The 12,470-nt window shown below is 63.0% G+C and carries 13 protein-coding genes; 10 read left to right on the forward strand and 3 right to left on the reverse strand.

Features of this window, described 5'->3' with window-relative positions; all coding sequences use genetic code 11:
• Window positions 1-63: 63 nt before the first annotated feature.
• The 6 genes from DNK59_RS09145 to DNK59_RS09170 all read left to right on the forward strand — a co-directional run bounded on the left by DNK59_RS09145 (window position 64) and on the right by DNK59_RS09170 (window position 5,568).
• Window positions 64-666 carry a DUF4823 domain-containing protein gene (locus DNK59_RS09145; protein ID WP_110723009.1) on the forward strand — a complete coding sequence of 201 codons (603 nt, stop codon included), beginning with the start codon at window positions 64-66 and terminating at the stop codon, window positions 664-666.
• Between the two features lie 18 nt (window positions 667-684).
• Window positions 685-1,248 carry a DUF1285 domain-containing protein gene (locus tag DNK59_RS09150; RefSeq protein ID WP_092316776.1) on the forward strand — a complete coding sequence of 188 codons (564 nt, stop codon included), beginning with the start codon at window positions 685-687 and terminating at the stop codon, window positions 1,246-1,248.
• A 68-nt stretch (window positions 1,249-1,316) separates the two neighbouring features.
• Window positions 1,317-2,030, forward strand: a complete 714-nt coding sequence (locus DNK59_RS09155) for a GntR family transcriptional regulator (protein WP_092316774.1) — start codon at window positions 1,317-1,319, stop codon at window positions 2,028-2,030.
• Window positions 2,027-3,025: an ADP-ribosylglycohydrolase family protein gene (locus tag DNK59_RS09160; RefSeq protein WP_110723010.1), complete on the forward strand. Its 999-nt coding sequence runs from the start codon at window positions 2,027-2,029 to the stop codon at window positions 3,023-3,025. Before DNK59_RS09155 ends, DNK59_RS09160 begins: the two co-directional genes overlap by 4 nt.
• 154 nt (window positions 3,026-3,179) lie before the next feature.
• Window positions 3,180-4,646: a cytosine permease gene (locus DNK59_RS09165; protein WP_092316770.1), complete on the forward strand. Its 1,467-nt coding sequence runs from the start codon at window positions 3,180-3,182 to the stop codon at window positions 4,644-4,646.
• A complete protein-coding gene (locus DNK59_RS09170; RefSeq protein ID WP_110723011.1) occupies window positions 4,639-5,568 on the forward strand; it encodes a PfkB family carbohydrate kinase in 930 nt (309 codons plus the stop codon). The genes DNK59_RS09165 and DNK59_RS09170 overlap by 8 nt, the downstream gene beginning before the upstream one ends.
• A gap of 289 nt (window positions 5,569-5,857) precedes the next feature.
• Here DNK59_RS09170 and DNK59_RS09175 read toward each other — a convergent pair whose 3' ends face one another.
• Window positions 5,858-6,499 (reverse strand): HD domain-containing protein, encoded by a 642-nt coding sequence (locus DNK59_RS09175; protein WP_110723162.1) that lies wholly within the window; start codon window positions 6,497-6,499, stop codon window positions 5,858-5,860.
• A gap of 128 nt (window positions 6,500-6,627) precedes the next feature.
• On the opposite strand from DNK59_RS09175, the gene DNK59_RS09180 reads away from it, so the two are divergent.
• Entirely contained in the window at window positions 6,628-7,107 is a 480-nt protein-coding gene (locus DNK59_RS09180; RefSeq protein WP_016964463.1) for a GNAT family N-acetyltransferase, read from the forward strand.
• Between the two features lie 106 nt (window positions 7,108-7,213).
• Here DNK59_RS09180 and DNK59_RS09185 read toward each other — a convergent pair whose 3' ends face one another.
• Window positions 7,214-8,266, reverse strand: coding sequence for an NAD(P)-dependent alcohol dehydrogenase (locus DNK59_RS09185; RefSeq protein WP_110723012.1), 1,053 nt, complete (start codon window positions 8,264-8,266; stop codon window positions 7,214-7,216).
• A 180-nt stretch (window positions 8,267-8,446) separates the two neighbouring features.
• Between DNK59_RS09185 and DNK59_RS09190 the strand changes: the two genes are divergently transcribed.
• On the forward strand, window positions 8,447-9,337 hold the full coding sequence (locus tag DNK59_RS09190; protein WP_092316762.1) for an AraC family transcriptional regulator: 891 nt from the start codon (window positions 8,447-8,449) through the stop codon (window positions 9,335-9,337).
• Between the two features lie 167 nt (window positions 9,338-9,504).
• Here the strand turns inward: DNK59_RS09190 and DNK59_RS09195 are convergent, their stop codons facing one another.
• On the reverse strand, window positions 9,505-11,169 hold the full coding sequence (locus tag DNK59_RS09195) for an electron transfer flavoprotein-ubiquinone oxidoreductase (protein WP_110723013.1): 1,665 nt from the start codon (window positions 11,167-11,169) through the stop codon (window positions 9,505-9,507).
• A gap of 98 nt (window positions 11,170-11,267) precedes the next feature.
• Here DNK59_RS09195 and DNK59_RS09200 point away from each other — a divergent pair, with 98 nt between their 5' ends.
• Window positions 11,268-11,459 carry a hypothetical protein gene (locus DNK59_RS09200; protein WP_016964459.1) on the forward strand — a complete coding sequence of 64 codons (192 nt, stop codon included), beginning with the start codon at window positions 11,268-11,270 and terminating at the stop codon, window positions 11,457-11,459.
• Between the two features lie 259 nt (window positions 11,460-11,718).
• Window positions 11,719-12,468, forward strand: coding sequence for an electron transfer flavoprotein subunit beta/FixA family protein (locus tag DNK59_RS09205; protein ID WP_110723014.1), 750 nt, complete (start codon window positions 11,719-11,721; stop codon window positions 12,466-12,468).
• Window positions 12,469-12,470 lie beyond the last annotated feature (2 nt).

Raw genomic sequence — 12,470 nt, forward strand, 5'->3', positions numbered from 1 at the left:
GGCGCGGAAGCTGCATCTCGTGGCAATTCGCCGGTTTTCCGTCACCGGTTTTTGGAGGGTAGGATGCGTAGCCTGGTTTTGCTGCTGGCCTTTTTGGCACTCGGCGGCTGCATGAATGTCAGTGATATGGGCGAGGGGGTGCGCTATCACCTGAGCGATGCGGGAGTGCTCGATCACAGCGATACCCGGCGTACCAGTTCATTCCGCATTCAGCCGGATTCGTTCATTTTCATCGCCCAGGGACACTTTGTGCCGCCGGGCGGTGCTTATCCTCGACCCAACGTGGTGGCCGAAGAGGCGTTCAACGGTTTTGTCGAGTATTTCCCCATGGTGCGCCGGGCCAAAGCGCCCGAGGGCTTGAACGAAGCCATGGCCGAAGCCCGGGAAGTGGGCGCCCACTATTTGCTCTACGCTCGTTTCGCCAAGGCCGACGATCGCATCGGCAACTCCGATGAGTGGCTGGACCAGGAGGCGGTGGATCGCCTTGGGCTCGATACCAGTACCATCCAGATCATGCTGATCGAAACCAGTACCCAGTACCTGATCGATACGGCCCGTATTCGCAGTCGTGGCGGATTACTGACGCTCCACGACAACAAGCCCCAGGATCTGCTGGGCCCACCGCTGCAGCAATATGCTCGCGGTTTGCTGGGCCTGAGCGACTGATTGAACGAGGAGAGCGGTATGAGTGGTCCAGGCAAGGCCAACGACCTGTTGGCACAGATTCCCAAGGCCGAGAAGGGCCTGCCGCCGGTCCACCTGTGGAATCCCGATTTCTGTGGCGATATCGACATGCGTATCGCCCGTGATGGCACCTGGTACTACCTGGGCTCCCCTATCGGTCGCAAGCCGATGGTCAAGCTGTTCTCCACCATCATCCGCCGCGATGGCGACGACTACTTCCTTGTTACCCCGGTGGAGAAGGTGGGCATCAAGGTCGACGACGCCCCTTTCGTCGCCGTGACCCTGGAGGTCGAAGGGCAGGGTGAGGCACAGGTGCTGCGCTTCACCAGTAATGTCGACGAGCAGGTGGTGGCCAACGTCGAGCATCCGTTGCGGGTGGTGATCGATCCGCTGACCCAGGAGCCTGCGCCCTATGTTCTGGTTCGAAACAACCTTGAGGCGCTGATCCATCGCAATGTGTTCTACCAGTTGGTGGAGCTTGCGCAGACTCGCGTTCTCGATGGCCAGCGCTGGCTGGGCGTGTGGAGTGCTGGGGTGTTCTTCCCCATTGGCCTTGAGCCCTAAAGACATTTCAATTTCGATTTCGAGATATTTCTTGATCTTGATCCGGGGTTTCATGTATCAAGCCGGACATGCCTAAACATGTTCGATTCGATAAGAAAACAAGAGTGGTCGACGAGCTGATCCGGCGCATTGAAAGCGGTCTGCTGGAAGACGGCTTCCAACTGCCTGGAGAGCACCAGTTGGCCGGGGAGTTTGGTGTCAGTCGTGGCACCTTGCGTGAAGCCCTGGCCGAGCTCAAGCGGCGCAACTACATCGCCACGCAGAGCGGGGTGGGGTCCATCGTCACCTTCGACGGCGTTGCCCTGGATCAGCATCACGGCTGGGCCCAGGCCCTGGCCGAGAGCGGTGCTTTGGTCAACACCGAGGTACTGCGCCTGGAGGCCGTGCGTCGACCGGAGCTCAAGCACCGCCTGGGCACCGAGCAGTTCATTGCCCTGGATCGCCGCCGGCGCAGTACCGACGGCAGGGTGCTGTCCCTCGAACGTTCCCTGATCCCGGCCTCCGGCGAGCTGGAAGGCTTGCCCCGGGTCGGCCTGATCGATGATTCCCTGACCATTACCCTGGCCGCCTACGGCTACATCGGCGAGCGCGGCGATCAATGGATCGGCGCCGAACCCTTGAACGCCGAAGATGCCCAGCTGCTCGGGCGGGCGCCGGGAGATGTGTTTCTCAAGGCCTTGCGCACCACCTATGACCGCCAGGGGCGGTTCATGGAACAGGTCGAGAGCCTGCTGGATCCGCAGCATTTCCGCATGCACCTGCAATTTGGAGAGTCGCGGTGAGCCCGCTCCAGCGGGCACTTGGCGCTTTCTATGGTCTGGCCCTGGGCGATGCCCTGGGCATGCCGACCCAATCCTTGAGTCATGAACAGATTCACCAGCGTTTCGGTGTGATCCGCACGCTGGAAGATGCGGGTCCCGCGCAGCCGATTGCTGCCAACCTGCCCGCAGGTTCGATCACCGACGACACCGAACAAGCGATCCTGGTAGGGCGCCTGCTGGTTCAGGGCCAAGGTCGGATCGATCCGGCGGCCCTGGCTCGGAGCCTGATCCAGTGGGAGGCGGCGATGCAGGCCAAGGGCTCCCAGGACCTGCTCGGCCCTTCCACCAAACGCGCCATTGAAATGATCCTCGCCGGTGAATCGGTGGAGGAGGCCGGGCGCTATGGCACCACCAATGGCGCCGCCATGCGTATCACGCCGGTGGGTATCGCCGCCGATGTCGCCAGTGCTCAAGGCTTTGTCCAGGCGGTGGTCGAAGCCTGTCAGGTCACGCATAACACCAGCCTGGGAATCGCCAGCGCGGCGGCGGTAGCGGCGGTGGTGTCCGCCGGCATCAATGGCGCCTCGCTGATCGAGGCCCTGCCCCTGGGGGTACAGTTTGCCCGCCAGGCACAGGCTCATGGCCACTGGGTGGCCGGGGCCACCATCGCGGCGCGCCTGGAGTGGGCCGGCACCCTGAGGATTGAAGGCGACAAGCAAGCATTTGCACGAATGCTGTATGAACTGATCGGTACCTCGGTGGCCTCCCAGGAGTCGGTGGTGGTCAGTTTCGCCCTGGCCCGGCAGGTTGCCCTCGGGCAGCTTGAAGCCTTCGAGGCACTGTGCATGGCCGCCGGTCTTGGCGGCGACACCGACACCATCGCGGCGATTCTCGGCGCCATGCTGGGCGCCTGCCTGGGTTTGGAGGCCTGGCCCGCAGAGTTGATCCATCAGGTGCAACAGGTCAATGAACTGGACCTGCTACCTCTGGTAGAAGCGTTGCTGGCGCTGCGTTAAGTCGTCGCACCCAGTACCGAGCCCCAGGCTCGCTATACCTTTCGGCCATACTGCCGATCGCTAGGGAAAGCTGGAACACGGCCAGGAATGCCGGATTGTTCTGTGACTTCCGAAATTGCCAGACACCCCAATAACGGCAACAGGAGTTTCATTCATGAGTTCATCGACGGTCGGCTCAGGCGCCGGGCAACTGGAAACCCGCGGTATCGAGCCGGTTCCCGAGGCCGAGTGCAACGGTCATCCGTTGCAGTTGTTCTGGGTCTGGTTCGCGGCCAATATCAGCATTCTCGGCTTGCCCCTCGGGGCGACGCTGGTGGCGTTTCGTGGCTTGTCGATCTGGCAGGTGCTGCTGGTGGCGATCCTCGGTTCAGTGGGCTCGTTCGCCGTGGTTGGCCTGATCTCCGTGGCCGGCCGCCGCGGTCGGGCCCCCAGCCTGACCCTGTCCCGGGCGATCTTCGGCGTGCGTGGCAACATCGGGCCGACCCTGGTGTCGATGCTGTCGCGGGTCGGCTGGGAAACGGTGAATACCACCACGGCAGCCTTTGTCCTGCTGTCCCTGAGTTCGATCCTGTTCCAGACCCCGGCTTCGGCCAAGGACGCGCCGCTGCTGACCCTGCTGTTCATCGGCATCTTCGTCCTGATGACCCTGAGCGTCTCCGGCCTGGGCCACGCCACCTTGCTGGTGATCCAGAAGTGGGCCACTTACGGTTTTGGTGCGCTGAACGTCCTGGTGGGCGGTTTCCTCTGCGCCACCATCGACTGGACGGCGGTGTTCAATGCGGCGCCGGCCCCCGTGAGCGCAATGATCATCGGGGTCGGCACCATGGCGGCCGGTACCGGGATCGGCTGGGCCAGCTCCGGGGCCGACATGTCGCGCTACCAGCATCGCTCGGTGACGGCCGGGCGCCTGGTGGCCTCGGCGGCATTCGGCGCCGGTATCCCGCTGGTGCTGCTGATCACCCTGGGCGGCCTGCTGTCGGTGGGCAATGATCACCTGGCTTCGGCGGTGGACCCGATCATCGCGATCCGCGACATGCTGCCCACCTGGATGGCCGTGCCTTACCTGATCGCGGCCTTTGGTGGCCTGCTGCTGTCCAACAACCTGTCGGTGTATTCCGCCGGTCTCACCGCGCTGACCCTGGGCCTCAAGGTCAAGCGGGTCTATGCGGTGCTGGTGGATATCGTGGCGATCTTCCTCGGCTCGATCTACTTCATGCTGATTGCCGACAGCTTCTACGGGCCCTTTATCAGCTTCATTTCTCTGCTGGCGGTGCCGATCACTGCCTGGGTGGGGATCTTCGTGGTGGACCTTATCCATCGCCATTACTACAGCGCCGATGATTTGTTGAATGTCGGGCCGAGCAGTGCTTACTGGTACCAGGGCGGGATCGAGTGGCGGGCGTTCGGTGCCTGGGTGCTGGCGATCATTCTGGGATTCTGTTTCACCAGCATCGGCACCACCGCAGAAGACGTCTGGTTCACCGGGCCGCTGGCCGATTCCTGGCTGGGGCATAACGGCCTGGGCTGGATCGTCACCTTCCTGGTGGCCGGCGGTGGATACGCTCTGCTGGGCGGAGCCCGTGACCGGCGTGGGGCCTTTGTCGAGAATGCCAATGCCTAGGTTGCTCCATAGCGGGCAGGTGATCGTCGACCTGGTGATGGCCGTGGACCGTCTGCCGGCTGCCGGTGGTGATGTCCTGGCCCAGTCGGCGAGCTTCGAGGCTGGCGGCGGCTTCAATGTCATGGCCGCGGCGGCGCGCAATGGCTTGCCGGTGCTCTACCTGGGGCGCCACGGCCAGGGGCGCTTTGGCGATCTGGCCCGAGCGGCGATGCAGGCAGAAGGCATTGGCCTGAGCCTGCCGCCCAGCCCGGGCGCCGATACCGGTGTGTGCGTGGCCCTGACCGATGCCTCGGCCGAGCGCACCTTCATCTCCCATATCGGCGCCGAGGGTGAACTGTCGGCCGAGGATCTGGCAGAGGTCAGGGTCCAGGCGGATGACTATCTGTATGTCAGCGGCTACAGCCTGCTGCAGGCGAGCAAGGCTCAAGCCCTGGTCGACTGGCTGCTGGCATTGCCGCGCTCGGTGCCCGTGATGTTCGATCCGGGGCCTCTGGTGGACTCCCCCGACTCCCCCCTGATGGCGGCCCTGTTGCCGCGTATCGATATCTGGAGCTGTAACCGCGCCGAAGCCTTGGGCTTTACCGCCAGTTCGAGTATCGAGCTGGCCTTGCAGCGGCTTGGCGCCTGGCTGGCCCCCACGGCTTTGCTGCTGCTGCGCGACGGTGCTCGGGGCTGCTGGATAGGACGCCAGGGGCAGCTGGCGCAGGTGGGCGGATTCAAGGTCCAGGCGCTGGACAGCAATGGCGCCGGCGACGCCCATGCCGGAGTCTTTGTCGCAGGGCTGGCGGCGGGGCTTGAGCCACTGGCGGCCGCTCGCCGAGCCAATGCCGCAGCGGCCATTGCCGTGACCCGCCGTGGTCCGGCCACCGCACCTGGCCATGCTGAAGTGGACGCGTTGCTGCAGGCTCAGGAACCCCAGTGAGTGCACGGCGCAGGCCGGCTCGGCTTGCGCGATGCCTCGAACGGCGCCTGGCGGAAGCAACTCCGGCCTGGGCACTGGGTCAGGCCAAACACCACAGCAGCAGGCTGTGGCCGAACCCCGGCGCAGGGCAAGGCCCAGACTGGTCACCGCCAGGAGGCAGACGAACACTGCCGCCGAGCGGGCGGCGCCGATCCAGTCCGAGAGGTGACGGGAGCCGACCATGGCGACGCCGGTTGCTTGTGTTCCTGGTGGTTTCAGGGTTGGCCGCGAGCGGAGTTGGCGCGCAGGCTCATTCGCCGATTTCCTCCAGCAATTCCTGCCTGAAGCGTTGCAGGCGCGCATGGCGGATCTGCGCCAGGCGGGCGCCGCAGGACGTTTGGAAACCTTCGGCCAAATGCAGCAGCTTGGTCTGGAAGTGATCCAGGGTGAAGCGGGCATCATCGAGTTCGCGCTGCCGGGCCGTGGGATCGGCGGGGTCGTAGAGGGCCAGGCCCAGGCGGCCGGAAACGTAGAAGGTGCGCGCCACGCCCAGGGCGCCGAGGGCATCGAGGCGGTCGGCGTCCTGCAGGATCCTGGCTTCCAGGGTGGCCGGGGCGAGGGCGGCGGAAAAGCTGTGGGCGGCGATGGCGTGAGCGACCGCTTCGATCTCGGCGTCGCTCCAGCCCAGCTGGGCGAGAATTCCTCGGGCCTTGTCCGCCGACAAGCGTGAGGCCTGGGCGCGCAAGGGCGAGTTTTTTTTCACGCTCACGCAATCGTGGAGCAGGGTGGCGGCCAGCAGCACTCTGAGGTCGCCGCCTTCTTCGTCGACAATGCGTCGCACGTTGTGCCAGACCCGTTGCAGGTGGGACAGGTCATGGGAGCCGTCTTTGGCAGGTTCGAGGGCGTGGGGCAGCAAGGTTTCTGCCAGGTTGTGCAGGGGGGCAAAGTGCATTCGGCGGTCCAGTTTATCCAGTTCGGCGTGCTGCATGATCGGTGATTGGCCGATTCCCATAAATGCCCGTGCAAGTCTTTCGGCTGTCGTTCTAATATGGCCGCCTGATTCCGCCATGAGAACCGTCGATGTCCGTCGAAATCCGTCCTGCACTGCCCAGCGATGCCCCGCAGATTCTTGCCTTTATCACCGAGCTTGCCGACTACGAGCGAGCACGTCATGAGGTGATTGCCAGTGTTGCCGACATCGAGCGCAGCCTGTTCAGCGAGGGCGCCACGGCCCACGGCCTGATTTGCCTGCGGGACGGGCAGCCGATCGGCTTCGCGGTGTTTTTCTTCAGTTACTCGACATGGTTGGGCAGCAACTGCCTGTACCTGGAGGATCTCTACATCACTCCGGAACAGCGCGGCGGCGGCGCGGGCAAGCAACTGCTGCGGCACTTGGCGCAGATCGCCTGTGACAACGATTGCGGGCGCTTCGAATGGAGCGTGCTGGAGTGGAACGAACCGGCCATCCAGTTCTACAAGTCCCTGGGGGCCCAGCCCCAGGAAGAGTGGGTCAAGTACCGCATGGACGGTGAAGTACTGCGCGCCTTTGCCCGCGGCTGACACAGCCGCTGTTCGCGGATACCTGCGCGCAGGAGCCGGCTTGCCGGCCAAGGCCGCTCCATGGAGCGCCTGCCACCGCCAAGCCGGGTCTGCATGACGCCGGGATTCAGCTCTTCAGGCTCGCCATGTCGATCACGAAGCGGTACTTCACATCGCCCTTGATCATGCGCTCAAAGGCTTCATTGATCTGGCGGATGTCGAGCATTTCGATATCGCAGCTGATGCCGTGTTCGGCGCAGAAGTCCAGCACCTCCTGGGTTTCGGCGATGCCGCCGATCAGCGAGCCGGCCAGTACCCTGCGGCTCATCACCAGCTTGCCCGCGTGCAGCGCCGGGTCCACCGGCTCGATCAGGCCCACCAGAATGTGCACGCCATCAAAGCGCAGGGTATCGAGGTAGGGGTTGAGGTCGTGGGGCACCGGAATGGTGTCCAGCAGGAAGTCGAAATGCCCGGCCACCGACTGCATCTGCGCCGCGTCGGTGGACACGATCACGTGATCGGCGCCCTGGCGCCGCGCTTCTTCGGCCTTGCTCGCCGAGCGGGTGAACAGGGTCACTTCGGCGCCCAGGGCCTTGGCGAACTTGATGCCCATGTGGCCCAGGCCGCCCATGCCGAGAATTCCCACCTTGTCGCCGGGTTTGACCCCGTAGTGCTTGAGCGGCGAGTAGGTGGTGATGCCGGCGCAGAGAATCGGCGCGGCGCTGGCCAGGTCGAGTTTCTCGGGGATGCGCACGACAAAGTGCTCGCTGACCACGATGCTGTCGGAGTAGCCGCCCATGGTGTTGCTGCCGTCGACCCGGTCCGGGGTGGAGTAGGTCATGGTCGGGCCTTGCAGGCAGTACTGCTCCAGATCCGCGGCGCAGGCTTCGCAGTGGCGGCAGGAATCCACCATGCAGCCTACGCCCACCAGGTCGCCGACCTTGTGCTTGCTGACGTTGGCGCCGACCGCGGTGACCTTGCCGACGATCTCGTGGCCCGGCATCAGCGGGTACACGGCGATGCCCCATTCGTTGCGGGCCTGGTGGATGTCGGAGTGACAGACGCCGCAGTAGAGGATCTCGATGGCAACGTCGTCCGGGCGCGGGCTGCGGCGCTGGAAGCGCATGGGGGCGAGGGGAGTGGTGGCCGACTGGGCGGCATAACCGATGGCGGTGTACATGATGGACCTCGCGAAAACGCTGACGATTGAGGCGGGGCATTCTCGGCGTCGAGCCCGGGGCCAACCATGGCGATTCCTCGGCATGTCATGCCTATTCCTCCGTCGTTGGCGGTTTTCACGCGGCATTGGCGGACAGACCTGCGATGATGTTTTCATCCCTTTTTCCGTGAAGTTTTTCCCATGCTGCTGACCCGTCATCTGGACGCCAATGCCACCCTGGTTTCGCTGATCCGGCCTCTTGCCAGCCGAGATGGTTTCGTGGCTACCGACTTGCCTGGGGTCCAGGTGCTGAGGGCCAGCTGCGATGTGGCGCGCGGCCCGCAGATCTATGAGCCGAGCCTGATGATCATTGTCCAGGGCAGCAAACTGGCCTATCTGGGCACGCGGACCCTGGAGTACGGCGCCGGGCACTACCTGATCCAGGCCCTGTCGGTGCCCTTCGAGTGTGAAACCTTCGCTATGCCCGATGCGCCGCTGCTGGGCATTTCCATCGCCATCGACCGGGCGGTCCTCAGCGAGTTGGTGCTGGCCATGGGCATCACCGAAGGCCGGGCCGCTTCGGCGCAGACCCTGGAGTCCATGACCTCGGCGGTGCTCGATGACAGCATGCGTGGTTGTGTGGAACGGCTACTGCGCTGTCTGCACGATCCTCTGGAGTGCAAAGTCATGGGCGCGTCCAGAGTGCGCGAGCTGCTCTTTGCTGCCCTGCGTGGGCCCCAGGCCGATGCCCTGCGGGCGCTGGTGGAGCAGCAGGGGCATTTCGCCCGGGTCGCGGCATCGCTCAATCATCTGCACGAGCATTACACCGAGCCCCTGAGCGTCGAGACCCTGGCCCGTTGCGCCAATATGAGCACTTCGACCTTCCACGAGCATTTCAAGCGCAGCACCTTGCTGTCGCCGGTGCAGTACCTCAAGCGCCTGCGCCTGCTCAAGGCCCAGCAGTTGCTGCTGGGTGAAGGACTGGGCGTGGCCCAGGTAGCGCATCGGGTGGGCTACCAGAGCACCTCGCAGTTCAGTCGCGAGTACAAGCGCTACTTCGAACGCAACCCCGGCGAAGAGCGCGCGGCCTGAGTGCCAATCCCCTTGGCGCTAGCTTGGCAGCGACGGCGCCCGTGAGCCGTTACCAGGCTTGAGGGTGCGTTTTTGCCGGCAAGCCGGCTTTCACAGGCTGCAGGGTCGGCGAATGCCGGGCATGAAAAAGGCCCCCATATCGGGGGCCTCTTTCATGGCGTGGCGACTTACATGTTCGGGTAGGTCGGGCCGCCGGCACCTTCCGGCGTGACCCAGGTGATGTTCTGGGCCGGGTCCTTGATGTCGCAGGTCTTGCAGTGCACGCAGTTCTGCGCGTTGATCTGGAAGCGCTTCTCGCCATCTTCCTGTGTGATCACCTCATACACGCCGGCCGGGCAGTAGCGTTGGGCCGGTTCATCGTACAGCGGCAGGTTGCGGCCCAGCGGGATGCTCGGGTCGGTCAGCTTCAGGTGGCACGGCTGTTCTTCTTCATGGTTGGTACCGGAGATGAACACCGAGCTCAATTTGTCGAAGCTGAGTTTGCCGTCGGGTTTCGGGTAGTCGATCTTCGCGCAGTCCTTGGCCAGCTTCAGGCAGGCGTAGTCCGGCTTGGTGTCGTGCAGGGTGAAGGGCAGCTTGCCGCCAAAGAGGTTCTGGTCCATCCAGTTGAAGCCGGCACCGATGATCGGGCCGAACTTGTGCATGGCCGGGCCGAAGTTGCGGCTGGCGAACAGTTCTTCATACAGCCAGCTGGACTTGAACGAGTCGACGTAGCTCTTGAGCTCGTCGGCGCCTTCGGAGCCGGCGAACAGCGAGTCGGCCACGGCGTCGGCGGCGAGCATGCCGGACTTCATGGCGGTGTGGCTGCCCTTGATCTTGGCCACGTTCATGGTGCCCAGGTCGCAGCCGATCAGCGCACCGCCCTTGAACACCATCTTCGGCAGCGAATTGATGCCGCCCTTGGCCAGTGCGCGTGCGCCATAGCTGATGCGCTTGCCGCCTTCCAGGTACTGCTTGAGCACCGGGTGATGCTTGAGGCGCTGGAACTCGTCGAACGGCGACAGGTAGGTGTTGGCGTAGGACAGGTCGACGATCAGGCCCACCACCACCTGGTTGTTCTCCAGGTGATAGAGGAAGGAGCCGCCGGTGTTCTCGTTGCTCATGATGTCCAGCGGCCAGCCGGCGGTGTGCACCACCAGGCCTGGTTGGTGCTTGGCCGGATCGATTTCCCAGATTTCCTTGAGGCCGATGCCGTAGTGCTGGGCGTCGGCGTCGCTGTCCAGGTTGAAGCGCTTGATCAGCTGCTTGCCGATATGGCCGCGGCAGCCTTCGGCGAACAGGGTGTATTTGCCGCGCAGTTCCATGCCGGGGGTGTACATGCCGTCTTTTGGATGACCTTCACGGTCGACGCCCATGTCGCCGGTAAGAATCCCGCGGACCACGCCGTTTTCGTCGATCAGGGCTTCCTGGGCGGCGAAGCCCGGGTAGATTTCCACGCCCAGGTTCTCGGCTTGCTGGGCCAGCCAGCGGCACAGGTTGCCCAGGGAGATGATGTAGTTGCCTTCGTTGTGCATGGTCTTGGGCACAAAGAAGTCGGGAACCTTGGTGGAGGTTTCGCCGCTGCGCAGGACATAGATGTCGTCGCGGGTCACCGGAGTGTTGAGCGGAGCGCCCAGTTCCTTCCAGTCCGGGAACAGTTCATTCAGGGCCCGTGGTTCGAACACGGCACCGGAAAGGATGTGAGCACCGACTTCGGAGCCTTTCTCGACCACGCAGACGCTGATTTCCTTGCCGGCTTCAGCGGCCTTCTGCTTAAGGCGGCAAGCGGCGGACAAGCCTGCGGGGCCGGCACCGACGATGACCACGTCGAATTCCATGTATTCGCGTTCCACTAGGCTATCTCCTACTCAAGGCTCAACGGTTTTTTCTAATTGGAGGTTTGGCATTGCATCCGCGCTTTCTCCCGTCGCAAATGGCGGGAGGAGAGGGGATGGCCGACCTTTCTCTCTGGGCGGCGCATTATATCTACACCACTCTCAGCGTCCAATACAAACGTTTGTTTGAAATTGCTGCAGCCCAGATAAATCAAAGAAGCGCGGCTTATAAACGGCTATTTTGCCGTATTGACCAGAAAAGGCGTTCCGGTCAAGATACGGTCGGTTTTGCGCTCGCCGTAGGCTGACTGTTGGTTTCAAGAGCACCTCTAAAGACAGGGCAAAGGCAGTAAAGGTGATGCGCCGCGCAGCTTGAAAGTGCGCAGTTTACACGCCGCGATAATGAATGACTCGCCGGTCACCACTGACCAACGGTCATCACTCCCGTGAGCAAGGTCATCCTTTATCTACGCCAGCGTTTTTGGAGGTGCCCTTGTGCCGATGAGCATCAACCGCCAGGTTCTCGCCTAGGCGACTTTCTTTTCACCGGAGAGTAACGAGGAATCCATGAAGGTTCTTGTAGCTGTCAAACGAGTGGTCGACTATAACGTCAAGGTTCGCGTCAAAGCGGACAACTCCGGCGTCGACCTCGCCAACGTCAAGATGTCGATGAACCCTTTCTGCGAAATCGCAGTGGAAGAAGCGGTACGCCTGAAAGAGAAAGGTGTAGCGACTGAAATCGTCGTCGTCTCCATCGGTCCTGCTACTGCTCAAGAGCAACTGCGTACCGCCCTGGCACTGGGTGCCGATCGCGCAATCCTCGTCGAGTCCGCTGAAGAGTTGAACTCCCTGGCCGTGGCCAAGCTGCTCAAGGCGGTGGTCGACAAGGAACAGCCACAGCTGGTGATCCTTGGCAAACAGGCCATCGATAGCGACAACAACCAGACCGGCCAGATGCTGGCGGCCCTGAGCGGTTACGCTCAAGGCACCTTCGCCTCCAAGGTCGAAGTGTCCGGCGACAAGGTCGATGTCACTCGCGAAATCGATGGCGGCCTGCAGACCGTTGCACTGAACCTGCCAGCCATCGTCACCACCGACCTGCGTCTGAACGAGCCGCGCTACGCGTCTCTGCCAAACATCATGAAAGCCAAGAAGAAGCCGCTTGAAACGCTGACTCCTGATGCTTTGGGCGTTTCCACCGCCTCCACCAACAAGACCCTGAAAGTCGAAGCGCCGGCTGCACGCAGCGCGGGTATCAAGGTCAAGTCGGTGGCTGAACTGGTCGAGAAACTGAAAAACGAAGCGAAGGTAATCTGATC

It is taken from the genome of Pseudomonas sp. TKO26, assembly GCF_003225665.1.
GTDB classification, from domain to species: domain Bacteria; phylum Pseudomonadota; class Gammaproteobacteria; order Pseudomonadales; family Pseudomonadaceae; genus Aquipseudomonas; species Aquipseudomonas saponiphila.